The 25,298-nt window shown below is 70.6% G+C and carries 25 protein-coding genes; 11 read left to right on the top strand and 14 right to left on the bottom strand.

The window, feature by feature from the left end:
- Positions 1 to 110: 110 nt before the first annotated feature.
- Positions 111 to 2,504 (bottom strand): excinuclease ABC subunit UvrA, encoded by a 2,394-nt coding sequence (locus H0524_RS00255; protein ID WP_180196850.1) that lies wholly within the window; start codon positions 2,502 to 2,504, stop codon positions 111 to 113.
- A 76-nt stretch (positions 2,505 to 2,580) separates the two neighbouring features.
- Complete coding sequence (locus tag H0524_RS00250; RefSeq protein WP_180196849.1) at positions 2,581 to 3,309, bottom strand: SDR family oxidoreductase; 729 nt, start codon at positions 3,307 to 3,309, stop codon at positions 2,581 to 2,583.
- 133 nt (positions 3,310 to 3,442) lie between these two features.
- On the opposite strand from H0524_RS00250, the gene H0524_RS00245 reads away from it, so the two are divergent.
- A complete protein-coding gene (locus tag H0524_RS00245) occupies positions 3,443 to 4,141 on the top strand; it encodes a hypothetical protein (RefSeq protein WP_180196848.1) in 699 nt (232 codons plus the stop codon).
- A 67-nt stretch (positions 4,142 to 4,208) separates the two neighbouring features.
- On the opposite strand, the gene cydB is transcribed toward H0524_RS00245, so the two are convergent.
- Positions 4,209 to 5,207, bottom strand: a complete 999-nt coding sequence (gene cydB, locus H0524_RS00240; RefSeq protein ID WP_180196847.1) for a cytochrome d ubiquinol oxidase subunit II — start codon at positions 5,205 to 5,207, stop codon at positions 4,209 to 4,211.
- Positions 5,208 to 5,222: 15 nt separating this feature from the next.
- Positions 5,223 to 6,635 (bottom strand): cytochrome ubiquinol oxidase subunit I, encoded by a 1,413-nt coding sequence (locus H0524_RS00235; RefSeq protein ID WP_180196846.1) that lies wholly within the window; start codon positions 6,633 to 6,635, stop codon positions 5,223 to 5,225.
- A gap of 164 nt (positions 6,636 to 6,799) precedes the next feature.
- Here H0524_RS00235 and H0524_RS00230 point away from each other — a divergent pair, with 164 nt between their 5' ends.
- The 4 genes from H0524_RS00230 (at position 6,800) to H0524_RS00215 (ending at position 10,570) form a co-directional block, all read left to right on the top strand.
- Positions 6,800 to 7,567, top strand: coding sequence for a 1-acyl-sn-glycerol-3-phosphate acyltransferase (locus H0524_RS00230; RefSeq protein WP_180196845.1), 768 nt, complete (start codon positions 6,800 to 6,802; stop codon positions 7,565 to 7,567).
- A 64-nt stretch (positions 7,568 to 7,631) separates the two neighbouring features.
- Positions 7,632 to 8,402: a glycerophosphodiester phosphodiesterase gene (locus H0524_RS00225; protein ID WP_180196844.1), complete on the top strand. Its 771-nt coding sequence runs from the start codon at positions 7,632 to 7,634 to the stop codon at positions 8,400 to 8,402.
- Between the two features lie 19 nt (positions 8,403 to 8,421).
- Positions 8,422 to 9,816 carry an MFS transporter gene (locus H0524_RS00220; protein WP_018724924.1) on the top strand — a complete coding sequence of 465 codons (1,395 nt, stop codon included), beginning with the start codon at positions 8,422 to 8,424 and terminating at the stop codon, positions 9,814 to 9,816.
- Between the two features lie 55 nt (positions 9,817 to 9,871).
- Positions 9,872 to 10,570 carry a thymidine kinase gene (locus H0524_RS00215; protein WP_375371981.1) on the top strand — a complete coding sequence of 233 codons (699 nt, stop codon included), beginning with the start codon at positions 9,872 to 9,874 and terminating at the stop codon, positions 10,568 to 10,570.
- 44 nt (positions 10,571 to 10,614) lie between these two features.
- On the opposite strand, the gene H0524_RS00210 is transcribed toward H0524_RS00215, so the two are convergent.
- Complete coding sequence (locus tag H0524_RS00210; protein WP_180196843.1) at positions 10,615 to 11,073, bottom strand: hypothetical protein; 459 nt, start codon at positions 11,071 to 11,073, stop codon at positions 10,615 to 10,617.
- 82 nt (positions 11,074 to 11,155) lie between these two features.
- Between H0524_RS00210 and H0524_RS00205 the strand changes: the two genes are divergently transcribed.
- From H0524_RS00205 to H0524_RS00190, 4 genes are all read left to right on the top strand, one after another.
- Positions 11,156 to 12,160 carry a Gfo/Idh/MocA family oxidoreductase gene (locus H0524_RS00205; RefSeq protein WP_180196842.1) on the top strand — a complete coding sequence of 335 codons (1,005 nt, stop codon included), beginning with the start codon at positions 11,156 to 11,158 and terminating at the stop codon, positions 12,158 to 12,160.
- Positions 12,161 to 12,247: 87 nt separating this feature from the next.
- Positions 12,248 to 13,411, top strand: coding sequence for a 3-dehydroquinate synthase (locus H0524_RS00200; RefSeq protein ID WP_180196841.1), 1,164 nt, complete (start codon positions 12,248 to 12,250; stop codon positions 13,409 to 13,411).
- Positions 13,411 to 14,322 carry a sugar phosphate isomerase/epimerase gene (locus H0524_RS00195; RefSeq protein WP_180196840.1) on the top strand — a complete coding sequence of 304 codons (912 nt, stop codon included), beginning with the start codon at positions 13,411 to 13,413 and terminating at the stop codon, positions 14,320 to 14,322. The genes H0524_RS00200 and H0524_RS00195 overlap by 1 nt, the downstream gene beginning before the upstream one ends.
- 12 nt (positions 14,323 to 14,334) lie before the next feature.
- Positions 14,335 to 15,267 (top strand): LLM class F420-dependent oxidoreductase, encoded by a 933-nt coding sequence (locus H0524_RS00190; RefSeq protein ID WP_180196839.1) that lies wholly within the window; start codon positions 14,335 to 14,337, stop codon positions 15,265 to 15,267.
- Positions 15,268 to 15,287: 20 nt separating this feature from the next.
- Here the strand turns inward: H0524_RS00190 and H0524_RS00185 are convergent, their stop codons facing one another.
- From H0524_RS00185 to H0524_RS00170, 4 genes are all read right to left on the bottom strand, one after another.
- The gene (locus tag H0524_RS00185) at positions 15,288 to 16,286 is read right to left on the bottom strand and encodes a tyrosine-type recombinase/integrase (protein WP_180196838.1); all 999 of its coding nucleotides are present in this window, start codon (positions 16,284 to 16,286) and stop codon (positions 15,288 to 15,290) included.
- Positions 16,287 to 16,299: 13 nt separating this feature from the next.
- A complete protein-coding gene (locus tag H0524_RS00180) occupies positions 16,300 to 17,271 on the bottom strand; it encodes a hypothetical protein (protein ID WP_180196837.1) in 972 nt (323 codons plus the stop codon).
- A gap of 148 nt (positions 17,272 to 17,419) precedes the next feature.
- Positions 17,420 to 18,679, bottom strand: a complete 1,260-nt coding sequence (locus tag H0524_RS00175) for an MFS transporter (protein WP_375371980.1) — start codon at positions 18,677 to 18,679, stop codon at positions 17,420 to 17,422.
- Positions 18,680 to 18,754: 75 nt separating this feature from the next.
- Positions 18,755 to 19,243 carry a MarR family winged helix-turn-helix transcriptional regulator gene (locus H0524_RS00170; RefSeq protein WP_180196836.1) on the bottom strand — a complete coding sequence of 163 codons (489 nt, stop codon included), beginning with the start codon at positions 19,241 to 19,243 and terminating at the stop codon, positions 18,755 to 18,757.
- Between the two features lie 64 nt (positions 19,244 to 19,307).
- Between H0524_RS00170 and H0524_RS00165 the strand changes: the two genes are divergently transcribed.
- Entirely contained in the window at positions 19,308 to 20,360 is a 1,053-nt protein-coding gene (locus H0524_RS00165) for a bifunctional NAD(P)H-dependent oxidoreductase/GNAT family N-acetyltransferase (protein ID WP_180197099.1), read from the top strand.
- Between the two features lie 88 nt (positions 20,361 to 20,448).
- Here H0524_RS00165 and H0524_RS00160 read toward each other — a convergent pair whose 3' ends face one another.
- Positions 20,449 to 20,772: a GYD domain-containing protein gene (locus H0524_RS00160; protein ID WP_018724912.1), complete on the bottom strand. Its 324-nt coding sequence runs from the start codon at positions 20,770 to 20,772 to the stop codon at positions 20,449 to 20,451.
- Between the two features lie 170 nt (positions 20,773 to 20,942).
- On the opposite strand from H0524_RS00160, the gene H0524_RS00155 reads away from it, so the two are divergent.
- Positions 20,943 to 21,554 carry a TetR/AcrR family transcriptional regulator gene (locus tag H0524_RS00155; RefSeq protein ID WP_180196835.1) on the top strand — a complete coding sequence of 204 codons (612 nt, stop codon included), beginning with the start codon at positions 20,943 to 20,945 and terminating at the stop codon, positions 21,552 to 21,554.
- Here the strand turns inward: H0524_RS00155 and H0524_RS00150 are convergent.
- From H0524_RS00150 to H0524_RS00135, 4 genes are read right to left on the bottom strand one after another with little or no spacing between them, the layout of a single operon-like run.
- Complete coding sequence (locus tag H0524_RS00150; RefSeq protein WP_180196834.1) at positions 21,506 to 22,804, bottom strand: glycosyltransferase 87 family protein; 1,299 nt, start codon at positions 22,802 to 22,804, stop codon at positions 21,506 to 21,508. The two genes, H0524_RS00155 and H0524_RS00150, sit on opposite strands and share 49 nt — an antisense overlap.
- Positions 22,801 to 23,499 (bottom strand): bifunctional 2-polyprenyl-6-hydroxyphenol methylase/3-demethylubiquinol 3-O-methyltransferase UbiG, encoded by a 699-nt coding sequence (locus H0524_RS00145; RefSeq protein ID WP_180196833.1) that lies wholly within the window; start codon positions 23,497 to 23,499, stop codon positions 22,801 to 22,803. Before H0524_RS00145 ends, H0524_RS00150 begins: the two co-directional genes overlap by 4 nt.
- On the bottom strand, positions 23,499 to 24,218 hold the full coding sequence (locus tag H0524_RS00140; protein ID WP_180196832.1) for a polysaccharide deacetylase family protein: 720 nt from the start codon (positions 24,216 to 24,218) through the stop codon (positions 23,499 to 23,501). Before H0524_RS00140 ends, H0524_RS00145 begins: the two co-directional genes overlap by 1 nt.
- Complete coding sequence (locus tag H0524_RS00135; RefSeq protein ID WP_180196831.1) at positions 24,215 to 25,228, bottom strand: glycosyltransferase; 1,014 nt, start codon at positions 25,226 to 25,228, stop codon at positions 24,215 to 24,217. The genes H0524_RS00140 and H0524_RS00135 overlap by 4 nt, the downstream gene beginning before the upstream one ends.
- Positions 25,229 to 25,298: the final 70 nt, after the last annotated feature.

Genomic DNA, 25,298 nt, shown 5'->3' with positions numbered 1-25,298 from the left:
TTATCGAATGTTGACCCGACCGCCGCTGCGGAGGTCGGCGACGCCGACCTCCGCACGTCAGCAGCGGCGCACCTGACGAAACGACTCCCGAACGCCGACGGGTGCCGTGTTCAGGGGCTGACGTAGGCGGCGAGATGCTCACCAGTACGGGTACTCCGACTGGCGACCAGGTCGGCCGGCGTACCGTTGAAGACGATCTGGCCGCCGTCGTGGCCGGCGCCGGGTCCGAGATCGATGATCCAGTCGGCGTGAGCCATCACCGCCTGGTGATGCTCGATGACGATGACCGACCGGCCGGCGTCCACCAGCCGGTCGAGTAGGCCGAGGAGTTGTTCGACGTCGGCGAGGTGCAGGCCGGAGGTCGGCTCGTCCAGGATGTAGATCTCCCCCTTCTCGCCCATCTGGGTGGCGAGTTTCAGCCGCTGTCGTTCGCCACCGGAGAGGGTGGTGAGAGGTTGGCCGAGGCTGAGATAGCCGAGCCCGACATCGGCGAGTCGATCAAGTATCCGGTGGGCGGCCGGGGTGCGCGCCTCGCCCGCGCCGAAGAACTCTCGGGCCTCGGCGACCGGCATCGCGAGCACTTCGGCGATGTTCCGGCCGCCGAGTGAGTACGCCAGTACGGAGGTCTGGAAGCGTTTGCCCTGGCACTCCTCGCAGGTGGACTCGACGGAGGCCATGACGCCCAGTTCGGTGTAGATGCTGCCGGCACCGTTGCAGCTGGGGCAGGCGCCCTCGGAGTTGGCGCTGAACAGGGCCGGTTTGACGCCGTTGGCCTTGGCGAACGCCTTCCGGATCGGGTCGAGTAGGCCGGTGTAGGTGGCTGGGTTGCTGCGTCGGGAGCCGCGGATGGCGCTCTGGTCGATCATGATGACGCCGTCGCGGCCGGCGACGGATCCGTGGATCAGGGAGCTCTTGCCGGAGCCGGCGACTCCGGTGAGGACGCAGAGCACGCCGAGTGGGAGGTCAACGTCGACGTTGCGGAGGTTGTGCGTGGTCGCGCCCCGGATTGGCAGGGTGCCGGTGGGTGTGCGTACCGATGGTTTGAGGGCGGCACGGTCGTCCAGGTGCCGGCCGGTGATGGTGGCGCTGTGGCGTAGGCCGTCCAGGGTGCCTTCGAAGCAGACGGTGCCGCCGGTGGCGCCGGCACCGGGGCCGAGGTCGACGATGTGGTCGGCGATGGCGATGGTTTCTGGTTTGTGTTCGACGACGAGGACGGTGTTGCCCTTGTCTCGTAGGCGCAGTAGCAGGTCGTTCATGCGGCGGATGTCGTGCGGGTGCAGGCCGATGGTGGGCTCGTCGAAGACGTAGGTGACGTCGGTGAGTGCGGAGCCGAGGTGGCGGATCATCTTGGTGCGTTGGGCCTCTCCCCCGGACAGGGTTCCGGTGGGCCGGTCGAGGGAGAGGTAGCCGAGGCCGATCTCGGTGAAGGATTCGAGGAGGTGGCGTACTCCGGTCAGGAGTGGGGCCACGGTCGGTTCGTCGAGCTCTCGCAGCCAGCTGGCCAGGTCGCTGATCTGCATGCGGCACAGGTCGGCGATGCTCCTGCCGTTAATCTTGGAGGAGCGGGCTTCGATGCCCAGTCGGGTGCCGTCGCACTCGGGGCAGGTGGTGAAGGTGACGGCGCGTTGCACGAAGGCGCGCAGGTGCGGTTGGAGCGAGTCGACGTCCTTGGCGAGCATGGATTTCTGGATGCTCGGGATCAGGCCGGTGTAGGTCAGGTTGATGCCGTCGATCTTGACTTTGGTGGGTTCCCGGTGGAGGAGGTCGTGTAGCTCCTGCTGGGTGTACTTGCCGATGGGCTTGTCGGGGTCGAAGAAGCCGCAGCCGCGCAGGATGCGGCCGTACCAGCCCTCCATGCTGTAGCCGGGGATGGTCAGCGCGTCTTCGTTGAGGGTGCGGGTGTCGTCGTAGAGGGCGGCCAGGTTGAAGTCGGTGACCGCGCCCATGCCCTCGCAGCGGGGGCACATGCCGCCGACGCGGGTGAAGCTGACCTTTTCGGTTTTCGTGCGGGCCGCGCCGCGTTCGAGGGTGACCGCGCCGCTGGCGGTCACCGAGGGCACGTTGAAGGAGTACGCGTTGGGTGAGCCGAGGTGTGGTTGGCCGAGCCGGCTGAACAGGATGCGGAGCATGGCGTTGGCGTCGGTGGCGGTGCCGACGGTGGAGCGTGGGTTGGCGCCCATTCGTTCTTGGTCGACGATGATGGCGGTGGTCAGGCCTTCGAGGAGATCGACCTCGGGTCGGGACAGCGATGGCATGAACCCCTGCACGAACGCGCTGTAGGTTTCGTTGATCATCCGCTGGGACTCGGCGGCGATGGTGGCGAAGACCAGGGAGCTTTTGCCGGAGCCGGAGACGCCGGTGAAGACCGTGAGCCGGCGTTTGGGTATGTCGACGCTGATGTCTTTGAGGTTGTTCTCGCGGGCGCCGTGTACGCGGATCAGGTCGTGGCTGTCGGCGACGTGTGGCCCGGGTGGCTGGTGCGCCGGGCTGGTGGCCGTGCTCATCGGGTCTCCTGGGTCGAGTTGGCGGGCTGGGTCTGGGTGTAACTCCGGTTGCTGGCGGTCGGGGTTGGTGGCGGGGTCAGAGGCCGCCGGCGACGCGGAGGATGGTGCCGGTGGTGTAGCTGGCGTCGGGTCCGAGGAGCCAGGCGATGGCGGCGGCGACCTCGTCAGGTTCGCCGGCACGTCCGAGTGGGATGCGGGCGGCGGCCTGGTCGGCTCGGTCGGGCTGGCCGGAGAGGGTGTGGATGTCGGTGCGGATGATGCCGGGGGCGACGGCGTTGACACGGATGCCGCGGGGGGCGAGTTCTTTGGCCAGGCCGAGGGTGAGGGCGTCGGTGCCGGCCTTGACGGCGGCGTAGTGAACGTATTCGCCGGGTGAGCCGAGGGTGGCGGCGGCGGAGGAGAGGTTGACGATGGCGCCGCCGGCGGGCATCCGGCGGGCGGCCTGTTGGGCGGCGAGGATGTAGCCGACGAGGTTGACGTCGACGACGTGGCGCAGATCGGTGGGGTCGAGGTCGACGAAGGGGCCGATGGGGCTGGTGACGCCGGCGTTGTTGACCAGGCCGGTGAGCTCGCCGAGGTCGGCGGCGGCGGCGAACAGGGTGGCGAGTTGGTCGGGGTCGCGGGTGTCGGCGGGGATGGCGATGGCGGTGGTTCCGGTGGCGCGTAGCTCGGCGAGGACGGTGTTGGCGGCGGTGTGGTCGCGTTGGTAGGAGAAGGCGATGTGGTGGCCGGCGCGGGCGAGGCGGCGGGCGATGGCGGCGCCGATTCCGCGGCTACCACCGGTGATGACGGTGACGGGGTTCAACGGGGCCTCTCCTGGTCTGGCGGGGGTGGTGTGGCGAGGCTACCTCGGGGGTGTGATGGGGCGGCGCACCTTGGTGGGGCGGCAGCTGGTATCAAGTACTGCTGTCGGACAGGTGTACGGAAGAGGGGGTGTGATGTCGGGGCAGGGTTTGTCCACCGAGGAGGTGGCGGGCATCCGGGAGGCGGTTGCCGCGGGCCGGAAGCCGAAGGTGGTGTTTACCGCGTCGGCGGGGCAGATTGCGGGGCAGGTCGGTCAGGTCGTGGCGTTGACCGACCCGGCGGTTTCCGACGAGTTCGTGGTGGTGCGGTTCGGGCGGGACGAGTTGCCCTTCTCCCCCGTTGATGTGGCGGTGGCGCCGCGGGGGGCGGGGCGGAAGGTGCCGTCGGCGGAGCGGCCGGCTGGGGAGCCGGTGGCGGCGGAGCCGGTCGTGGCGCCGGAGCCGGAGTTCGTGTTGGATACGCCGCCGCCGGCGGCGCGGGCGGCCGGGGAGGGTTCCTCGGCCCGTCCGGCGGAGTCGACGAAGCCGGCGCGGCGGGGGGCGAAGCCGGTGAAGGCGAAGGGGCCGGCGGGGCTGACGGTGACGTTGGCGTACGGCGAGGGTGAGTGGACGGTGGCGGCGCAGCAGGGGGCGAAGGTGCTCGCCAAGCCGTATGTGGTGAAGCCGGCGGAGGCGCTGCGGATGGTCGGGCTGGTAGATGTGTCGGGGGTGCAGGAGGCGGTGGAGCAGATTCTCGCCGCGGAGCGGGCCGAGGCGGAGCAGCAGGCGGAGAAGCTGCGTTCGGAGTTGGCGGAGGTGGAGGCGCGGCTGGCGGAGTTGCGGGAGGCGGGCTGAGCCCACCACGACGATGGTCGCCCGCCTCCCGAATCCCGGGAGGCGGGCGACCGTCTTTGTGGTGGGCTCAGTGTTGTGGGATGTGGGCCACGCCGATGCGCTTGCGGAAGACCCAGTAGGTCCAGCCCTGGTAGGCCAGCACGATCGGGGTGAAGATCACCGCCACCCAGGTCATGATTTTCAGGGTGTAGGGGGTGGAGGCGGCGTTGGTGGCGGTGAGGGTGCCGGCGGCATCCAGGGTGGATGGCAGCACGTTCGGGAACAGGGCGGTGAACAGGGTTGCCACGGCCAGGCCGATCGCGGCGGCGGTGCCGATGAAGGCCCAGCCTTCCCGGCGGGCGTAGGCGGCGGCGAGGCCGCCGAGCAGGGCCACGGCGGCGGCGACGGCGAGGGCGATGGCGGCCGTGTTGGCGCGGATGGTCAGGCTCCAGGTGAGGAACGCGACGGCGAGTACGGCGGTGGCGATGCCGACGCGGACGGCGAGGGCGGCGGCCCGGTGCCGGATGTCGCCGACGGTTTTGAGGGCGATGAACACGGCGCCGTGGGTGAGGAACAGGGCGCCGGTGGTGGCGCCGCCGAGGAGTGCGTAGGGGTTGAGGAGGTTGAAGAACCCGCCGGCGTATTCGTGGTCGGCGGTGAGGGGTACGCCGCGCAGGATGTTGGCGAATGCGACTCCCCAGAGGATGGCGGGGAGGAGGGATCCGAAGAAGATGGCGTGGTCCCAGCGGCGTTTCCAGGATGCTTCGGGGCGCTTGTGGCGGTATTCGAAGGCGACGCCGCGGGCGATCAGGGCGAGCAGGATGAGCAGTAGCGGGAGGTAGAAGCCGGAGAAGAGGGTGGCGTACCACTCGGGGAAGGCGGCGAACATGGCGCCGCCGGCGGTGATTAGCCAGACTTCGTTGCCGTCCCAGACCGGGCCGATGGTGTTGATCAGGACGCGGCGTTCGCGGTCGTCGCGGCCGAGGACCGGTAGGAGCATGCCGACGCCGAAGTCGAAGCCCTCGAGGATGAAGTAGCCGGTGAACAGCACGGCGACGAGGAGAAACCAGATGGTGGTGAGTTCCATGTGGGGCTCCGCAGATCAGTAGGCGAAGGCGAGCGGGCGCTCGGCGTCGTCGGTGTCGTCGGGGTCGGGGTCGGGGGTCAGGTCGGGTACGCCGGCCTTGGCGTAGCGGATGAGGAGTTTGCCTTCGATGACGGCGAGGGCGGCGTAGATGAGGGTGAAGGCGGTGAATGAGGTGAGGACTTCGGCCAGTGACACGCTGCGGGAGACGCCGTCGCGGGTGAGCATTTCGCCGAAGACGATCCAGGGCTGGCGGCCCATCTCGGTGAAGATCCAGCCGAAGGAGTTCGCGGCGAGGGGTAGGAGGGGCATGATCAGGCCGGCGCGGAGTAGCCAGCGGCTGGTGGGGGTGCGGCCCTTGCGTTGGCTCCAGAGCACCAGGAGGGCGATCGCGGCGGCGGCCAGCCCGAAGCCGATCATGAGGCGGAAGCTCCAGTAGGTGATCGGGATGATCGGGGTGTAGCTGCCGGCGCCGTACTGGGCGGTGTATTGGGCTTGGAGGTCGTTGATGCCGCTCACGGTGCCGTTGGGGTCACCGGTGCTGAGGTAGGACAGCAGGTAGGGGATCTTCAGGGCGAAGAGTTCGCGGCTGCCGTCGAGGCTGCCGACGGTGAGTACGGAGAAGGAGGCGGGGCTCTCGGTGTCGTAGAGGCCTTCGGCGGCGGCCATCTTCATGGGCTGCACCTGGGTCATGATCTTGCCTTGGATGTCGCCGGTGATCATGACGGCGGTGGCGGAGATCAGGGTGACCCAGGATCCGAACTTGGCGGCGAACCGGTAGGCCGGGGTGTCCGGGGAGTCCGGCCGGCGGATCAGGTGCCACAGGGCGACGGCGACGAGCAGGGAGCCGGCGACGAGGAAGGCGCCGGCGATGGTGTGCGGGAAGGTGATCAGGGCGACCTTGTTGGTCAGGACGGCGACGAAGTCGGTCAGTTCGGCGCGGCCGGTGTCGGGGTTGATCTGGTAGCCGACGGGGTTTTGCATGAACGAGTTCGCGGCGAGGATGAAGTAGGCCGACAGGTTGGTGCCGATGGCGGCGGCCCAGATGGTGGCCAGGTGTAGGCGTTTGGGTAGCCGGTCCCAGCCGAAGATCCACAGGCCGATGAAGGTGGATTCGAGGAAGAAGGCGACCAGGGCTTCGATGGCCAGGGGGGCGCCGAAGATGTCGCCGACGAAGCGGGAGTAGTCGCTCCAGTTCATGCCGAACTGGAATTCCTGCACGATGCCGGTGACCACGCCCATCGCGAAGTTGATCAGGAAGAGTTTGCCGTAGAACTTGGTGAGTTTGAGGTATTTCTCGTCGCCGGTGCGGTGCCACAGCGTTTGCAGGATCGCGACCAGGATGGACAGGCCGATGGTTAGTGGCACGAACAGGAAGTGGTAGACGGTGGTGACACCGAACTGCCAACGGGCGACGTCTAACGCGTCCACCTGTGACCCCCAGATCTACAGACTTACTACGAAGCGTAGTAGATACTACAGTCGGTCGTAGAAGAATTCTCAGGGGCGGGGGGCCTGAGGTCCCGGGACCAATGGCCCCGATCATGCGGGTCAACGGCCCCGCGGGTGCGCACTCGTGCGATCATGAAGCGCTGATGGAGACTGGGCACCCCGAATGGCGAGCGCCGCTGCTCTGGCGTACCGCACAACCACTCGCCCGCGTCGTGGTCGGCGCCCTGGCCCGGCTGGAGGTGGCCGACGAGATTCCGGGGCACCTGCGCCCCGGCCCCCTGCTGCTGGCCGCCAACCACATCAGCCCGTTCGACCCGATCGTGCTCGCCGCCGCCTGCGACTCGGTGCGGATCGCGCCGCGGATCATGGCCACCGGCGGGCTGTTCCGCGCCCCGCTGGTCGGTGCCGCGATGCGGCAGGCCGGGCACATCCGGGTCGACCGGGGTGCCCGCACCGTGGCCGAGGCGATGACGGCGGCCGCCGACGCCCTGGCCGGCGGCGCGGTCATTCTGGTCTATCCGGAAGGCCGAATCGGTCTGGATCCGGGGCTCTGGCCCGAGCGGGGCAAGACCGGCGTCGCCCGGCTCGCCCTGAGCTGCGGTGTGCCCGTGATCCCGGTCGCACAGTGGGGCGCCCACGAGGTGCTCCCCTACCGGGCCCCGAAAGGGCTCGTACGTGCGCTCGCCCGCACCGTCACCCACCGGCGGGTGGTCCGGGTACGCTTCGGCGCCCCGGTCGACCTCGCCGACCTGGCGCCCGGCGCACCCGGTGTGGCCCGCCGCGCCACCGACCGGATCATCGACGCGATCACCGACACCCTGGCCCCGCTTCGATCCGACGAACCCGACCGGCCCCGCCACGTCGACCCCGGGCGGCCGGTCGACACCAGCCGCTCCCACCGTCGGAGCTGACACCCACCAGTTTCGGGCTGTCGCCCACTACCTGACGACCGCGTTGGCCGGCATACTTCTCGGCGTGCTGACCGGCCCCTGCCCCTACCTCGACACACCAGCGCCGTTGGCATTCGCCCACCGTGGTGGCGCCGCCGAGGGCGACGAGAACACGGCCGCGGCGTTTGCTCGCGCCATCGACCTGGGCTACCGGTATGTCGAGACTGATGTGCACGCCACCGCCGACGGTGTCGCGGTGGTCTGCCACGATCCCACGCTGCACCGGGTGACGGGCTCCCCCGGGCGAATCGCCGAGCTGCGGTGGGCCGACCTGGCGGCGGTGCGCGTCGGCGGGGCGTCCGTCATGCCCCGCCTGGACGAGGTGCTGCACGCCTGGCCGCAGGTTCGGTTCAACGTCGACGTCAAGGCCGGCTCCGGCGTCGAACCGGCGGTGGCCGCCGTCGAGCGCGCCGGCGCCGGCGATCGGGTGCTGTTGGCCTCCTTCAGCGACGCGCGGCTGGCCCGGATGCGGGCGCTGACCCAGGGCCGGATCGCCACCGGTCTCGGCGTACGAGGGGTGGCGCGACTGCGGATGGCGTCGTTGGCCGGCCGGCGGGTGCGGCTGCCGGAGTCGGTGGTCGCCGCGCAGGTGCCGGTGCGGTACGGGCGGCTGCGGGTCACCGACCGTCGGTTTCTGGCCTACTGTCACCGCCTGGGGCTGCAGGTGCATGTCTGGACCATTGACGAACCCGCCGAGATGCACGAGTTACTGGACCTCGGGGTGGATGGCATCATGACCGATCACGTGGGCGTGCTGCGCGACGTCTACCGCAGCCGCGGCCACTGGGCCGTCTGATTCAAGGATAGATCCGGACATGTCCGCCACCGCCGCCCCCATCGTTGACGACACTCCCCCCACCCCGCGCAGCAGCCGTCGGGAACGGACCGGTTGGTACTTCTACGACTGGGCGAACTCGGCGTTCCAGACCACCGTCATCACCGTGTTCCTCGGTCCGTTCCTCACCACCGTCGCCGAGCAGGCGGCCGGTTGTGAACTCGGTGCGGACAGCTGCGTCGGGTACGTGTACCCGCTGGGGATCAAGGTCGCCGTCGGGTCGTACTACCCGTATCTGATCTCACTGTCGGTGCTGCTCACGGTCTTCGTGTTGCCGGTTGTCGGTGCGGTCGCCGACCGGACGCGGCACAAGAAGCGGCTACTCGCCGCCGCGGCCTACGTCGGTGCCGGCGCGACTGTCGCGATGGCCTTCGTCACCGGGGAGCGGTACCTGCTCGGCGGGGCGCTGTTCCTGGTCGCCAACATCGCCTTCGGCGCCGCGATCGTGGTCTACAACTCCTTCCTGCCGCAGCTGGGCGGGCCGGACGACCGGGATGGGATCTCGAGCCGGGGATGGGCGCTGGGGTACCTCGGCGGGGGTCTGTTGCTGGCGCTCAATCTGGCCGTGGTCACCGCGTTCACCGAGGAGGGCAACCCGCAGCGCACCCTGGACCTGGCCCGCTGGTCGATCGTCTCGGCCGGGGTGTGGTGGGCCGCGTTCACCCTGGTGCCGCTGCGCTGGCTTCGCGAGCATCCCACCGCCGCGGCGTTGACCAGCGGCGGCAACGTGCTCACCGACGGTTTCCGGCAGCTCGGGCGTACGCTGCGGCAGCTGCGGGCGTATCCGTTGACGCTGTTCTTCCTGCTGGCGTTCCTGGTCTACAACGACGGCATCGCTACGGTCATCACGCTCTCCTCCCAGTACGGCACCGAAGAGCTACGGCTGACGCAGAGCACTCTGATCATCACTATTTTGTTGGTGCAGTTCCTGGCCTTCGGTGGCGCGCTGCTGCTCGGCGCGCTCGCCCGGCGGATCGGTGCGTGGAAGACCGTCCTGTTGAGCCTGGTGCTGTGGATCGCGGTGGTGATTGCCGCGTTCCGGCTGCCCGCCGAGGCGCCGCTGCCGTTCATGGCGCTCGGCGCGGCCATCGGGCTGGTGCTCGGTGGTAGCCAGGCGTTGAGCCGGTCGTTGTTCAGCCAGCTCATTCCTGCCGGTAAGGAGGGTGAGTACTACGGCTTCTACGAGATCAGCGACCGGGGTACCAGCTGGCTCGGTCCGCTCGCCTTCGGGCTGGTGTTCCAGCTGACCAACTCCTACCGGGTGGGCCTGGTCTCGCTGCTGATCTTTTTCGTGGTCGGGTTTGTGCTGCTGCTGGCGGTACCGATGCGTCGGGCGATCGTGGCCGCGGGGAACCGGCCGCCACGGGTGCTGTGAACCGGTCGATTGCTGCCGCCGCTGCCGCGGGGTTGATGGGCTAGGCTGCCGGACCGTGACCGACCGCACCCCCGCCGATTCCACCCACCGCTCCCCCGCGTCCGGGCCGCCCGTGCGCGCCGGTACGCAGGGGCGGCCGTTGCACGCCGCGGCGCTGCGGTTCTACTGGGGTCCGATGGACTGCGGCAAGTCCACCATGGCGTTGCAGATGAACTACAACCACGCCCGGCAGGGTCGGCGGGGCCTGGTCACCACCCGCATCGACCGGTCGTTGGGCCCGCGGGTGACCACCCGCGTCGGGCTGGCGCACGAGGCGGTGGAGGTCACTGCCGAGCTGGACCTGCGCGCGCTGGTCCGCAGCCGGCGGGCTGAGGGGGTCGGGGTCGACTACCTGATCTGCGACGAGGCCAGTTTCTACCAGGTCGAGCAGGTGGAGCAGCTGGCCGAGTTGGTTGACGCCGACGATGTTGACGTCTACGCGTTCGGCCTGGCGACCGACTTCCGGTCCCGGATGTTCCCGGCCGCGCGGCGGCTGTTCGAGTTGGCGGACTCGGTGGCCCGGATCCAGGTGGAGGTGCTCTGCTGGTGCGGGCGGGAGGGGCTGCTCAACGCCCGCGTGGTCAACGGGCGGGTGGCGCGGGAGGGCGCGCAGGTGGTGGTCGGCGACACGGCCGAGACCGCCCAGGTGCGTTACCAGGTGCTCTGCCGGCGCCACCACCGTGCCGGCGAGTTGGGGCCGGCCACGTCCGGCTGACCGGATCACCCCCGGGCCGGTGGGTCGTCGGCGGGGCCGGTGGATCAGTACGGGTCGCCGCAGACCCGCCAGCCGCCGTCCTCGGTGATGACGGAGAGGTCTCGCTGTTCGGTGGTGCCGCTGTCGCGGGTCAACCGTACGGTGACGGTGCCCTGCGGTCGGCCGCGGCGGCTGGTGACCGCGACGTCGACGATCTCGTAGTCCGCTACGGTCGGCGGGGTTCGTACCCAGCTACTGAAGCCGATCTTGCTCCAGCGGCTGCGGGAGTCGGCGCAGAGCTTCTCGTAGGCGGCGGCGGTGTCCCCGGTGGTGAGCCCTCGCAGGAAGCCGTCGGCGGTGAGCCGTACCGGTTCGGCGGCGCGGGTTACCGCCTGTAGGTTCCAGGCGGCCAGCCCGGCGACCCCCACACAGCAGAGCAGGACCATGGCGCCCGCGACGAACAGGCCGGTCCGGAGCGGCCGTCGCGGCTGCGACGGCCGAATCCACGGCGGCTCGGCGTTCACACCCTGCGACGGTAGCGACCTGCCACGGGGCGATGGTGCGGAATACCGCGACGCACAGCGGAAGTATTTCCATAATTACGGTATGCGTATTGCCGTTGTCGGGGTGGGCCGGATGGGTGCCATCCACGCCGCCAATCTTCGCCGCCACGCCGATGTCACCTCGTTGGTGGTCGCCGACTCAGACCGGCAGCGTGCCCAGGAGTTGGCGCGCCGCCTCGAGGTCAGCGCGGCGGACTCGGTTGACGAGGTGTTCGCCTCCTCGACGGAGGCGGTCGTCATCGCCGCCAACACCGCCGCGCACGCCGAGTTGATCCGGCAGGCGGCACGGGCGGGTCTACCCGTGTTCTGCGAGAAGCCCGTCGCGGCGGACCTGTCCGAGTCGATACAGACCGTGCGCGAGGTGCAGGCCGAGGGCGTGACGTTGCAGATCGGCCTCATGCGCCGGTTCGACGCGGGCTTTCGGGCCGGCCGGGCACTGGTACGGTCCGGACGACTCGGTCGGCTGCACACTATTCGGTCTGTTGGCGCGGAGCCCGACCCTCCACCGGCCACCTACCTGTCGGCCTCGGGTGGGATCTTCTGGGACGCGCTGATCCACGACTTCGACCTGCTGCGGTGGTTGACCGGCCGGGAGGTCAGCGAGGTGTACGCGTGTGGCTCGGACGCCGGGCCGCAGATCTTCGCCGAGCTGGGGGAACTCGACACCGCGATGGCGCTGCTGACGATGGACGACGGGACGCTCGCCGCCGCCACCGCGGGCCGGTGCAACGGGGCCGGCTACGACGTGCGGATGGAGGTGTGCGGGGATGCGGACACCATCGCTATCGGGCTCGACCGGCACACCCCGCTGACCTCGGTGGAGCCGGAGGCCACGTTCCCGTCGGGGGATCCCGTACAGAATTTCCTGGACCGTTTCGCGCCGGCTTTCGAGGCGGAGATCGATGCCTTTCTCCAGGTTGCCCGTGGGGATCTGGAGAACCCGTGTGACGGGCGGGAGGCGGTGGAGGCGCTCCGGGTGGCGGAGGCGTGCTGGCGGTCGCAGCGAGAGCGGCGACCCGTTCGGATGACCGAGATCGTCGGTTTCTGAGCCGGTCGCGGTCGGCACGACCTGCCGGCCCCGGGGTGCCGCTGGGGCGGGGTGGCATGGTTTCGGGCCCGGCGGGAACCAGGGTTCATGCCCCGATCCTGGAAGTGGGAGGCGCAGGTTTCCCGGCCCGTCGAGTGGCGGACCGCACTGTACGACGGGTTGCTGGAGCTCACGCCGCGCGGCGACCCGGAGCTCTTCGGTGATCTGCACCACTCCCGGCGACGTTTCGTAGCCGTCGACGAGAGTGCGTGGGGGTGGTACCAGAAGGAGATCATCTCGCTGCTGGACCGTTACCAACTCGAGTGGAACAACCCGCCCTGCCTGCTGCCGGGGGGTGAGGATGCCAAAACCCGCGACAGCGCGAACCGGATCTCCGATGAGATGAACGCCTTCGGCGTCGCCCGTTTCGGCGAACCGCCGATCGCTATCGGCGGCGGCGTGCTGCACGACGTGTTCGGTCTGGTGGCGGGCGAATACCGGCGGGGCGTGTCATGGGACTTCATCGGCACGACGCTCGTGTCCGCCATCGATTCGATGTTCGCCCTGAAGTGCGGTGTGAGCGCGGGTTGGAAGAACCGGGCCGGTCTGTACCATCCCGCGCGGTCCTCGATGACCGATGCCCGTTTCTTCCAGACGTTGCCGCCGCACCAGATCAGGGACGGCTTCGCGGAGATCATCAAGATCGCTGTCGCTGGGGACTGTGCCCTGTTCCGGCTCCTCGAGGAGCATGGACCGCGGGTCGCCGAGGAGCGCTTCCGCAGCTACGACGGCCCTTCCGAGGAGATCCTCCGCCGGTCGATCTCGTGGATGCTGCGGGAGTTGAAACGCAACCCGTTCGAGCGCGAGACGGCCCGGGCCAGCTACCTCGGGCACAACATCTCGCCGGGGCTGGAGCCCACCGTGACGCACGGCCACGCGGTGGCCTTGGACATCGCCTGGACCAGCATGATCGCCTGGCGGCGGGGGCTGATCGGGCGTTTTGTCCGCGACCGGATCCTGCGCCTGATCCGCTCATTCGGCCTGGACGTGTGGCATCCCGCGATGGCCGACACGGACCTGCTGGTGGCCGCCCTGTCCGACGCCGTCCGGCACCGTGGTGGCCAGCAGCTCATCCCGACGCCGGACCGCGTGGGCCGGGTGAGATACCTGGGGGATGTCACGACCGACGAACTGCAGCGCGCCGTCGAGGACCAGCGCCAGTGGGAATCAGGCGACCTGCGGTCGGATGCCGCGAAGGGCGGTGGTCGGTGATGAGTCCATCGGACGGTCTGGACCATCGGATCCAGGTCGGCTCGTCCCCGGACTCCTGGGGGGTGTGGTACGCGAACGATCCACGGCAGGTTCCCTGGCCACGTTTCCTGGACGAAGTGGCCCGGGCCGGATTCGAGTGGATCGAACTCGGCCCGTACGGGTATCTGCCGACCGACCCGACCCGGCTCGCCGGCGAAACCGCCCTCCGTGGCCTGCGGGTCGCCGCGGCGACCCTCTCGACGTCCCTGCACCGGGGCCACAGCGGCTGGCAGGAGAGCTGGCCCCGGGTGGCGATGACCGCGGCGCTCGTACGGGCGGTGGGCGGGTCCTGCATCGTGATCATGCCGGGCTACTGGCGAGACCCGTGGACTGGCGAGTCGACCGAGGAGCCGCACCTCACGGCGGCACAGTGGCGGGACCTCACCGTGTTGACCAACCGGCTCGCCCGACAGGTCCGTGACTCCTTCGGCCTACGCGTCATGCTCCACCCGCACGTCTACACCCACATCGACGACGAGCCGGCGGTTACCCGTTTCCTCGACGCGACGGACCCGGACCTGGTCTCCCTCTGCCTGGACGTGGGGCACTACGCCTACTGCGGCGGGGACAGCGTGAAGCTGCTCGACACCTGTGGCGAGCGCGTCGGCCACCTGCACCTCAAGCAGGTCGACCCCGCGGTGCTCGCCGACGTTGTCGCCAAGGACGAGCCGTTCGCCACCGCGGTGGCCCGGGGGGTGTGGTGCGAGCCGCCGAACGGGCTCCCCGCGCTGGAACCGGTGCTGGCCGCCGCGCGGCGGCTCGACACCGACATGTTCGCCATCGTCGAGCATGACCTGTACCCCTGCCCCGCCGACAAGCCGTTCCCGATCGCGGAACGGACCCGCCGGCTCCTGCGCTCCTACGGAGTGTGATGAGATCGGCACATGCAGTGCCACGTGTTCACCAATCCGCAGCAGGGGGCGAGCTACGACGAGATCGCCGCCACCGCCAGGGCGGTGGAGCAGCTCGGGCTCGACGGCTTCTTCCGCTCGGATCACTTCCTGGCGATGGAAGGTGCCGCGGGACTGCCCGGCCCCACGGACACCTGGGTGACCCTGGGCGCGCTGGCCCGGGAGACCCGACGCATCCGACTCGGGTCGTTGATGACCTCGGCGACGTTCCGGCAGCCGGGGGTGTTGGCGGTCACGGTCGCCCAGGTTGACCAGATGAGCAACGGGCGGGTCGACTTCGGGTTCGGCACCGGATGGCACGAGCCGGAACACCGCGCCTATGGTGTCCCCTACCCCGCCCTCGGCGAACGGTTCGACCGCTTCGAGGAGCAACTGGACATCATCACCGGCCTGTGGGGCACCCCGCCGGGCGAGCTGTTCACCCACCCCGGGCGGTACTACCGGTTGACCGACGCGCCGGGGTTGCCGAAGCCCGCCCAGCAGTGCCCTCCGATCGTCATCGGCGGCACCGGACCGACGAGGACACCGCGCCTGGCGGCCCGCTACGCCGACGAGTTCAACTTTGCCTTCCCGACCCTGACGGAGATCGCGGAGCAGGGCGCGCGGGTGGACGCGGCCTGCGAGAAGGCCGGTCGGGTGCCGTCGAGTCTTCGCCGCTCGGCTGTTGTCCTGCTCGTCTGCGGCCGGGACTCCGCCGAGGTGGCCCGGCGCGCGGAACCGGTCGGTGGGCTGTTCACCGTGCAGATGATGGAGCGCGGGCTGGTCGGTTCCCCGACGCAGGTGGTCGACCGGATCGGGGAGTTGGCCGAGGCGGGCATCAGCCGGCTCTATCTGCAGACCCCACACCAGTTCGACGTCGATCACCTGGCGTACTTCAGCCACCACATCCGGCCGCAGCTGGACTGACCGGTGCCGCCGGCCCCGGGTCAGCCGCGGCGCCGGGACCGGGCCGCCCAGATCGCGTACGCCGGGTCCCGGTCGAGGTTGTGCCGGTCGCGGTCATAGCGGCGGGTGGTACGCGGGTCGGCGTGCCCCATCGCGTCCTGCACGTCCTCCAACGGCACGCCCTCGGCGCGGGCGGTGGTGGCGAAGGAGTGCCGCAGCGAGTGCGGTGACAGCCGCGCCCACCCCGGGATGCCGGCCGCTCGGGCGAGCCGGCGGACCAGCCGGAACACGGAGTGCCGGTCCAGCCGGGCTCCGGTCGAGGTCACCAGCAGCGCACCGGTCAAGAGGTGCACCGGCACACCCGCGGCGCTGGCGCGCCGCGCCAGGTAGTCGTGCACCGCCGCCGAGGCGCTTGGGGTGAGAGCCCGCCGCCGGGCCCGGCCGCCCTTACCGGTGAAGCGGACACTGTGGTGGCCGCGCTCGACACCCAGGTCGCCGACGTCCAACGACACCAGCTCGCCGACCCGCAGCCCAAGGTCGACCAGGAGCGCCACGGCGACCCGGTTGCGGGCGGCGGTCGGGCCGGTGGCGCTGTCGGCGACGGTGAGTAGCGCGTTGACCTCCTCGGGGGTAAGCCCGATGGTCGCCGAGTGGTCGCGGTCAAGGTGGGGACGATCCGCTCCGGTCACCGGGTTGGTCTCGACGACCCGCAGCTTGACCAGAAAGTCGTACCAGCTGGACAGGGCGGAGAGTTTACGGGCAACCGTGGCGGGCGTGAGTGGCTTGCCGCTGCGGGCGTTCGGCGTCGATTCCAACCACCGGGCGTACGCGTTGACGTGCAGGAATGTTGCCCGCAGCGGGTCGGCGTCGGCGTCGGCGCACCAGCCGAGCCAGCCGGCGACGTCCCGCCGGTAGGCGGCTCGGGTGTGTGCGCTGAGCCGGCGGTTGGCCAACCACGCCTCGGTGAAGTCAGCCGCGCCGACCGACAGCACCGGCGTTGGTGTCGCGCGGCGCCGCACCGGCACCTCGGAGGAGAGCATGTCCGAAAGGTTCTCAGGATGGGATGGGTAACGGTCGGAGGCGCGCCCGCAGGAGCACTGCGGTCACCGCCGCGAGGGTGAGCGCGGCGACCACGGCGAACGCGGTCATGCTCGCCAGGTCCGGGTGCAGGACCGACTGGCCCCGGCTGGCCTGCCAGCTGAGCACCGCGAACACCCCGGTACCGCCGATGGCGGCGGCGCCGACGAGGTCGGCGCGGGTCCGCTCGTCGCGCAACCAGGGCCGGCGGGCCGCGGCGGCGCCCAGGGCCACGGTGAGCAGCAGCAGCCCCTGGATGGCGTGCATTCCCACGAAGTGCGGAACCCGCAGGTCCCCACCGGTCGTACTCCACCGGGTGACCGGCATGCCGTTGCCGTCGGGGTCGCCGATGCCGTGCGCGCCGATCAGGGACACCTGCTGGCCGTTGGCGTCGGCCACCACCCGCGGGGTCTGCCCCGAGCTACTCAGCCACAGGGCCACGACCATGCTGGCGAGCGCCAGGCCCAGCCCGGCGCGCAGCGCCCGGGTCAGCGCGCGGTCACCGACGCGCTGGACCAGCAGCAGGATCGCCACGAAGAAGGTGGTCAGCAGCAGCGGCATGATGCCGACGGAGAACAACGCCTGTACGGTGCGGGCCACCGGGTCGGTGTTGTCGTTAAAGTGGCTGAAGGTGCCGTTGGCGGCGGCGTAGGCGACGGCACCGACATCCAGCACCCCGGCGAACGCGAAGATCGTACCGAGCCACCAGCCGATGCGTCGGCCCCGGCGGAGCTTTCCGAGCAGCCACGCCAACACGAGCGCGTGCACGCCCATGGCGAACCCGAACTTCAACGGTTTCAGCCAGACCGGCTCGCCGACGAGATGCCGGTCGTCCAGCAGCAGACCTCCGACGGACACCAGAGCGACGGTGAACATGAAGACCGCGTTCGCGAGCAGCGGCCGGTGCCACTCGGTCTGCCCGCGGTGCGGTGCGGTGATCGTACTCATGCGTCGCTCCGTCCGCCGGTGCGCATCCCGGCCCGATGCCGGATGCGCTTTTGAGCGTCCTCGAACGCGCTGCCCAGCACCATCCTGCAGGCCACCGGCGGGGCCGGGGGTTAACCCTCCCTCCGCGGACGCGGTTCGGGCGGCAGCGTCACCGGGGGCGGGTACGGGCCAACACGCGGACCAGGATGAGCATCGCGGTGGCCTGCGCGGCGGCGACCGCGGCGAAGAGCCCGCCCCGGGAAGAGTCGTACAGGGCACCGGCGGCGACACCGCCGACGAGCGCACCGGCGGCCTGGACGGCGGCGAAAACGCCGTACGCGGTGCCCCGGCGCGCCCGGGGCACAAGATCGGCCACGAAGGCCTTCACCGTGGAGTCCTGCACCCCCAGCGCGGCGCCCCACACCAGGACCCCGCCAGCGGCCACCGCCAGGCCGGACGTGAACGCCAACGGGGGCACCACGGCTACCAGAATGGGCAGGACCAGCAGGACCCGGGCTCCGATACGGTCGTAGGCGGCACCGGTGGCGAGCGCGGCCACGGCCGCCGCTGCCATCGCCGCCGCGTACAGCAGCGGCACCCCCGCCGCCGGTACCAGACCGGTCTGTGCCAGGTGGAACCCGATCAACCCGAAGGTCATCAGCCCCGCGGTGCACAGGGCGCACGCCACCGCGAACCATCCGAAGGACGCCGGCAGCGAGGCACGCCGGGCGGGGTCATCGCGCTCGTGCCGGGCGCCGACGGCAGCGTCACGCGGGTGCGCGATGCCGGCGCGGCGGCGCAGGAGCAGCAGCAGGACCATCGCCAGCGCTCCCGGCACCGCCAACCCGGCCAGCCCCGGCCACAGGAGCCCACCGGCGGCGGCGGTGAGTGCGGCCAGCAGCAGCGGGCCGGCGAACGCCCCGACCTGGTCCAGGGCCTTGTGGACGCCCATCCCGCGGCCCATCCCCACCGCGCCGGCCGCATCCGCCAGCAGCACCGACTTCGCCGGTGACCGCACGGCCTTACCCAGCCGTTCCACCACGATCAACACCGCGGCCGCCACCAGCCCCGCGGCACCCAACCGCGGGGTCACCGCCAGCAGCGGCACGCACACCGCCGTCAACGCGTACCCGACGGTGGTCAACGTCCAGTAGCGGCGGGTCCGGTCGGCCAGCGGCCCCGACACCAGCCGCAGCGCCAACGCGGCCGCCTCACCGGCACCAGTGATCACGCCGACGATCAGCGCGGAGGCACCCAACGAGGCCAGGAGCGGCCCGTACACCGACCGCGCGCCCTCGTACACCATGTCGGCGGCCAGGCTCACCACCCCGAAGCCGATCACCGTCCGCCACGGCGACCATCCCCACGCCTGCCGATCGTCGGAGTCTGCCGGAGCGCGCGACGCCGGCGTGGAATCAGTCGTTGGCACAGCCTCACCTCATCGGAGTTCGGGCTATGCGGTCAAACCGAGATCGCATGGGACGTCTGGACTACCGACCGATTGTCACGTCGCCCGGCGATCTTCGCTGGCTGGGGGCTCTTCCAGCCTGCGGGCGATCTGTTCGATGGCGATGAGGTCTGCGGGGGTGAGCCGGTCGATGAAGTGGTGTCGTACCGACTCGACGTGGGCCGGTGCGGCGTCTTCGAGCGCCGTCAGACCCTGTGCGGTGAGCACCAGGTAGCAGCCCCGGCCATCGTTCGGGTCGGGTGTGCGTTGCAGGAGACCACGCGCTGCCATCCGGGTGGCGTGCCGGGATAGCCGGCTGCGTGACCAGCCCATCTTGTCGGCCTGCTCCCCCAGGGTGCTGGTGTGGCCGGGTCTTTCCGACAGGGTGCTCAGCACTTCGTAGTCAGGTTCGGAGAGCCCGATCGCGGCCAGGTCGCGCGCCGTGCCGGCTTGGACGGCGACCGTGATGCGCAGGAACGCCCGCCAGGCGCGTTCCTGGTCCGGGTTCAACCAGCGTACGGCTCCGGTCGACGGATTTGTTGACATGTAATCAATCTAGCATCTACACTTCGTTTCCATGTTAACTAAACCGGTTCGCGTTCTTCTGCTGATCTGCAGCACCCGCCCAGGTGCTCTCGGTCCCCAGGTGGGCCAGTGGCTGGCCGAAGCGATCTCCCCACGCGCCGCGGAGCTCGGCGTCGAGCTGACGCCGGTGGCCCTCGGCGATGTGAACCTGCCGTTTCTGGACGAGGAGGAACACCCGTCGTCGGGCATCTACCAGCATGCGCACACACGGCGCTGGAGCTCGATCGTTGACCCGGCGGACGGGTTCATCGTGATCACCCCGGAGTACAACTACGGGATGCCGGCGACCCTGAAAAACGCGCTGGACTATCTCCGCCGCGAGTGGGCGTGGAAGCCGATCGGTTTCGTCAGCTACGGCAACACGTCGGCGGGCACCCGATCGGTTCAGCACGCCAAGCAGGTGGTGACCACGCTGCGTCTGGTTCCGTTGGGTGCCACGGTCGCGATCCGTCTCACTGACGCGACGGTGGATGGACGACTACTGCCCGACGCGGCCCGCGACCGGGCGGGCCTCGGCCTACTGGACGAACTGGTCCGGGTCGCAAACGCCCTGCGGCCACTGCGTGAACACGCACGGGCCGACAGCCGGCCCGGACCGCTACCAGGGTCCTACGTCAGACGGCTGAGCGGCGACGACGCACCTGAGGTGACGGTACTGCAGCGGTGCTGCTGGGTGGACGAGGCCCTGGTCAACGAGACCATGGACATACCCGCCTTACACGAGTCGCCGGAACAGGTACGCGAATGGCTCGCGGCGTGGCACACCACGGGTCTGTGGCGTGATGGCCGCCTCCTGGGGATGGTGCGCGCCCGCCGCCTCGATACCGACTGGCACATAGGTCGGCTCGCCGTCGTGCCCGACCTACGCGGCCAGGGGCTGGGCCGGTGGCTGCTGCGCACCGCCGAGGCCGACGCCGCCTCCGATTGCGATCGCATCCTGCTGGAGACCGGAGCCAAGAGCCTGCGGAACATCGAGTTTTATCGCAGCGAGGGATACCGCTCGGATTCGCTCGCCAGCCCAGACGGACCCATCTGTCTCCGCAAGGACGTGACCCACCCGTGCGCACGCCGCACCTGAGGTCAGGGCGGGTTCCCGCGCTGGTCAACCAGGTAGCTGCCACCACCACCTTCGTCAGCGGAGCCGAGGCAGGGTGTGCTGCCCGGCCTCACTCCGCCCGGCCGGGCGCCTGGTAGGTGACCGGGAGCCGCGTTGCCTCGTCGATCTCCTCCGGAGTCAACAGCGGCACCATGATGGTCTCCCCACCGCCGGCCGCGCGGACCGCGATGCTGAGCGCGGCCGCGACCACGTTGTCCCGCAGATCACACAAGACATACACGTCGTGCTCACCGAACGAGAAGTACAGCGACTCCACCTGTCCGCCGGAGTTCTCGATGAGTGCCCGTACCACCTCGGCCCGCCGCGTCCCTCCTTCCTTGCCCAGTCCGCTGACGCCCTGGGTGGTGTAGGTCGCTATCGCCAGGAACTTCACTACGCTGGCACCACCTTTCACCGTCGCTGGTGCTCCCGCTGCCTTCGCCCTGTACCCGCAATCCGTCCCGCCACGCCTCGCCGTCGCGCGGCGGCACCGCACGGCCGGACGGCGCGGGCGTCGGGAGGTCAACCGGTGTGCACAGCACCCGGGTTGTTACCGTGGTGAACATGTATGTACCCGAGGATCGCACCGCGAAGGCGATCATTCGGGATGCCGCCCTGGAGCTGTTCGGTGAGCAGTGGCCGGCGGCGGCCTCGCTCAAACAGGTGGCGGAGCGGGCACAGGTCTCCCAGTCGCTGATCATCAAACACTACGGGTCCCGCGACGGCCTGGTCGCCGCGGTGGACACCCACGTGCTGGGCCTGCTGGGCAACGCGTTGGAGGCGCTCACCGACACCGACGGAGCCGGTACGCCCCACCGCTTCCTCGCCTCGGCCGAGGCGCTCCGGGCACCGGCCACCACCCGCTACCTCGCGCACCTGCTCATCGGCGACACCGCCCGCTCGGTTGAGGCGTACCGCCGGGTGCAGGAGTTCACCGACTCGCTGGTGCGCCGGATGGCCGAGGCGGGTGCCGTCGCCGGGGACACGGACCGGGCGCAGCTGTCGGTCGTGCTCCTGGCCCACGAATTGTCGATCATTTTGTTGCGGGACCGCATCGCCGACGTGCTTGGCGCGGACCCGGTGGGCCGCGACGGCCTCGGCCGCTGGTGGGACACGATCGACCAGCTCTACTCGGGTACGGCGATCCGGAGGCCGTCCGGCTCACCCGGGCCGTAACGCCGCCCGGGCTCACGGCGTGCGGCGTTCCGCCGGAGCAGCCAACCAGCGAGCAGGACCAGCCCGGCGAGCGCGATCAACACGTACAGGTTGCTGTACACCAGGCCGAGGCCGGTGAAGTGCAGGTCCCAACCGCCCGGCGCGGCCAGCACCCAGCTGGTACTGGCCACCAGCGCGAGCCAGACCGCGGCGAGCGCGGCGGCCCCGAGACGGTGACCGTGCCGGCGGCAGCGGTCGGCGAGCAGCACCAGCGCGGGCACCCACCAGACCCAGTGGTGGTGCCAGGAGACCGGGGAGACCAGCAGCCCGGTGCCGGCGCACGCCAGCACCGCGACCAGCTGATCCGCGGCGCGCGCGCACCAGACGGCGAGGGCCGTACCGGCCGCGGCGACCACCGCCGCGGTCACCGCCCACACCCAGGCCAGGTCGGGGGTGTCGGCAATTCGGGCGAGAGCGCCAGCCAGCGACTGGTTCAGGATCGTGCGGGGATCACCGGTGACCCGGGCCGTGTCGAGTAGGCCACCGCCGAAGAACCAGGCCGAGTCCGTTCGTCGCCAGGCGAACCCGACGCCGATGGTGGCCACGAACACGGCCGTGGCCGTGGCCGCCGCCCGAATCCGGCCGGTGAACAGCAGGAAACCCACGAAGATCAGCGGGGTGAGTTTGAGTCCGGCTGCCACCCCGATGCCGATCCCGCACCACCGGCTGGTGCGGCCGGGTACCAGGTCGTAGAGCACCATCCACATGAGGAAGAGGCCGACCTGCCCGGCCTGCAGATGACCGGTGACGGGGAAGAGCGGCAGCACGGCGAGCACCGCCAGCAGCGTCGCAACTGGCCGGCGACCGGGTGCGACACCGGTGGCGTCAAGGGTCAGCCGGACGACCGCCACCAGCGCGGCCACCGACGCGGCCGTCCAGAGCCCCACGGCCACATCGGCGGGGACGGCGGCCAGTGGTCGCAGCAGCAGGGCGGCGAACGGCGGATAGGTGAACCCCAGCTCGATGCCGTCCGCGCCCCGATAGAAGACCTGGTAGAGGTTGCCGTCCCCGGCGGCCGCGGCGGCGGCGCCGGTGCGGTAGGCGGCCAGGTCACCCCAGAACCGCCCGGTGCCGCGGTGCACCAGCGCCGCCGCCGCGGCCAGCAGGGCGACGATCCCCACCAGCGTCGCTCTCGACACCACCACTGCCACCGGCGGGGTGGCCGACGGCGTCCGGGACAGCTCGGAACCGGCGGTCGGCGCGTTGCTCACCGCCGCTCCCCCGCCGCCGGCGACCCGGTGGCCTCGCCTGCCGTGCGCGACCCGGTGGCCTCGCCCGCCTGCCGGCCCGCCGGCGCCGGGCCGAGCACGAACGTGCCCCCGGCCGGTGCACCGTCGCGAAGCTGGGTCTTCTCCTCGTACACGGTCAGCCCGCAGCCCCGGATCCGGCCGGCCAGGGCGGCGTGCGCGCCGCCGCTGTCGTACAGCCAGACGATGAGGACACCACCGGGGGCGAGCGCGCGGGCCATCCGGTGGAGCAGCGCGATGGCCTGCTCGGCCGGAAAGTAGTAGAGCACCTCCCGCAGCAGGATCACGTCGTACGCCTCGGTGGCCTGGTAGGAGAGCACGTCGGCGACCTGGAACGAACTGCGCGGGCGGCGCAGCGACCGGGCGCGACGCAGGGCGGTCCGGCTGATGTCGACGCCGTGGTAGTGCCGGTAGCCCGCCGGCGGCAGCACCAGATTCACTGTGGAGCCGCAGCCGAGGTCGAGGATCCGGGGTCGCGGCACCCACCGGTGGATGAGTTGCACGGTGGCGTGGTCGCCGGCCCGGTCCAGGTAGTTCCACCGGCCCAGCGCGTACTGCGCCTCCCAGAGCAGCGCGTTGAGCCGCGGGTACGGGCGGATCAGGACCGCCAGCGGCCAGTGCAGTGCGCGGGCGACGGCCCGCACCACGGCGCCGCCCATCAGCCTCGCCCCGCGTGGCTCGGGCGCCCCGGGCCAGGGGCGGGCGGCACCGGGACGAAGCGTAGCCCGCGTCGCTGTAGCCGGGGGATCACCGCCGCCAGCGCGATCACGGTCTGCCGGCGGTCGCCGCCGCCGTCGTGGCACAGCAGGACATGGCCGGAGCGGCTACGCGTCAACGTCCGGGTGATGTGCGCCACCCCCGGCTGCTTCCAGTCGCTGGAGTTGACCGTCCAGTCCACGGGGGTGAGCCCGGCCCGCGCCACCGTGTCGAGGACCCGGGGCGACCACCCGCCGCTGGGTGCCCGGAACAGGCGCGGCGCCTGGCCGACGGCCTCGGTGATCTGCTGCTGCGCCCGCTGCACCTCATCGCGTAGCCGCGCGGTGGACAGCGCGGCGAAGGGCATCGGGTGATGCATTGAGTGATTGCCGATCTCGTGTCCGGCCGCGGCGATCCGTCGGGCCAGCCGGGGGTGCTGCGCCACCCGCGCGCCGATGAGGAAGAAGGTCGCTGGCACGCCGTACGCGTCCAGCAGGTCCAGTAGGGCCGGGGTCCAGCGGGGGTCGGGTCCGTCGTCCACGGTCAGGGCCACCCCGCCGGGCGCGACCCGGAACATCGGCCACCGCGGGCGGGCCCTCGCGCTGGTCGGCCAGAGCCGGTGGTAGGTCCGCACGCCGAGGAAGGCCGCTTCCCAGGCCCGACCCGGCAGCGCCGGGGTCACGTGTCGCCCCGCGCCGCGGCGGGACGGGACGGGCCGAAGTCCCGATCGGTCAGGAACCGCACCCCACCCACCGCCGCCCCGGCGATGATCGCCAGCTGCACCAGCAGGTGCGTGGCGAGGAAGAAGGCGAGAAACGCCGGACCGCGTCGGCGTAGCACGAACCGCGCCAGCCCCGGGTCGGCCACGGCGAAGCCGAGCAGCGCGGCGGCGGGCAGGGCGAACAGGGCGGGCGCGAGGAGGCCCGCCGGGAGGGTGCCGACGGCCAGCGCCGCGGCCAGCACGCCGGAGCTCCGGTTGGCCCGCAGCCCCGCCGGGCCGCGTTCCCGGACGGCCACCGGCACGAGCAGCTGGGAGCGGCCGAACTGTTTGCGCAGCATTGGCCACAGTCGACTGTCGTCGTCGTGCCGACACGTCACCTCGGCGCTGAGCCAGATGCCGTGCCGGTCGGCCATCCGGTCGCTGAGTTCGACGTCCTCGGAGGCGCGCAGGTTCTCGTCGAAGCCGCCGACGTCGTCGAAGACCGTCCGGCGTACGGCGCAGAGCGCGAAGATGGCGGTACGGACCCGACCGGTGTTGCGGATGCGCCAGTAGTGGGCGTGCAGCAAGCGGTACGCCTCCACCGGCCCGTCGTCGAACAGTGGCTCGGTCAGGTAGATGCCGTGTACGCAGTCCACGTCGGGAGTCTCGGCGAGCACCCGCAGCGCGTTGGCGAGTGCGTCGGGCGCTGGCGCGCAGTCGGCGTCCACGAAGAACACCACCTCGCCCCGGCTTGCCCGGATGCCCTGGTTGCGGGCCGCCGCTGGACCGCGGTTGACCGGGTTGGGCAACAGCACAACGGCCGGGAACTCCCGGGCGATCCGCTGCGTCCGATCGGTGCTGGCGTCATCGACGACGATCACCTCGTGCGGCGGGTGGGACTGGGCGAAGACCGCGGACAGGCAGGCGCGCAGGGTCCGCTCGCTGTTGTAGGCGGGAATGACGACCGAGACGTTCGCAGGCACGAACACCACCTATGTCAATGGCCAGGCGCCCGCCGGGACTTGTACGCGAACGCGGTGACGTTTTCGTGCACGGTAACGA

It is taken from the genome of Salinispora sp. H7-4 (assembly GCF_013416675.1).
Lineage (GTDB): Bacteria > Actinomycetota > Actinomycetes > Mycobacteriales > Micromonosporaceae > Micromonospora > Micromonospora vitiensis.
This window is presented reverse-complemented; position numbering and strand designations above follow the sequence as displayed.

Coding starts and splice junctions, on each gene's coding strand:
- H0524_RS00195 (WP_180196840.1), top strand. CDS start 13,411: ATGAGTCCATCGGACGGTCTGGACCATCGGATCCAGGTCGGCTCGTCC.
- H0524_RS00245 (WP_180196848.1), top strand. CDS start 3,443: ATGTCGGGGCAGGGTTTGTCCACCGAGGAGGTGGCGGGCATCCGGGAG.
- H0524_RS00170 (WP_180196836.1), bottom strand. CDS start 19,243: ATGTCAACAAATCCGTCGACCGGAGCCGTACGCTGGTTGAACCCGGAC.
- H0524_RS00230 (WP_180196845.1), top strand. CDS start 6,800: ATGGAGACTGGGCACCCCGAATGGCGAGCGCCGCTGCTCTGGCGTACC.
- H0524_RS00220 (WP_018724924.1), top strand. CDS start 8,422: ATGTCCGCCACCGCCGCCCCCATCGTTGACGACACTCCCCCCACCCCG.
- H0524_RS00255 (WP_180196850.1), bottom strand. CDS start 2,504: ATGAGCACGGCCACCAGCCCGGCGCACCAGCCACCCGGGCCACACGTC.
- cydB (WP_180196847.1), bottom strand. CDS start 5,207: ATGGAACTCACCACCATCTGGTTTCTCCTCGTCGCCGTGCTGTTCACC.
- H0524_RS00205 (WP_180196842.1), top strand. CDS start 11,156: ATGCGTATTGCCGTTGTCGGGGTGGGCCGGATGGGTGCCATCCACGCC.
- H0524_RS00155 (WP_180196835.1), top strand. CDS start 20,943: ATGTATGTACCCGAGGATCGCACCGCGAAGGCGATCATTCGGGATGCC.
- H0524_RS00200 (WP_180196841.1), top strand. CDS start 12,248: ATGCCCCGATCCTGGAAGTGGGAGGCGCAGGTTTCCCGGCCCGTCGAG.
- H0524_RS00185 (WP_180196838.1), bottom strand. CDS start 16,286: ATGCTCTCCTCCGAGGTGCCGGTGCGGCGCCGCGCGACACCAACGCCG.
- H0524_RS00180 (WP_180196837.1), bottom strand. CDS start 17,271: ATGAGTACGATCACCGCACCGCACCGCGGGCAGACCGAGTGGCACCGG.
- H0524_RS00190 (WP_180196839.1), top strand. CDS start 14,335: ATGCAGTGCCACGTGTTCACCAATCCGCAGCAGGGGGCGAGCTACGAC.
- H0524_RS00145 (WP_180196833.1), bottom strand. CDS start 23,499: ATGGGCGGCGCCGTGGTGCGGGCCGTCGCCCGCGCACTGCACTGGCCG.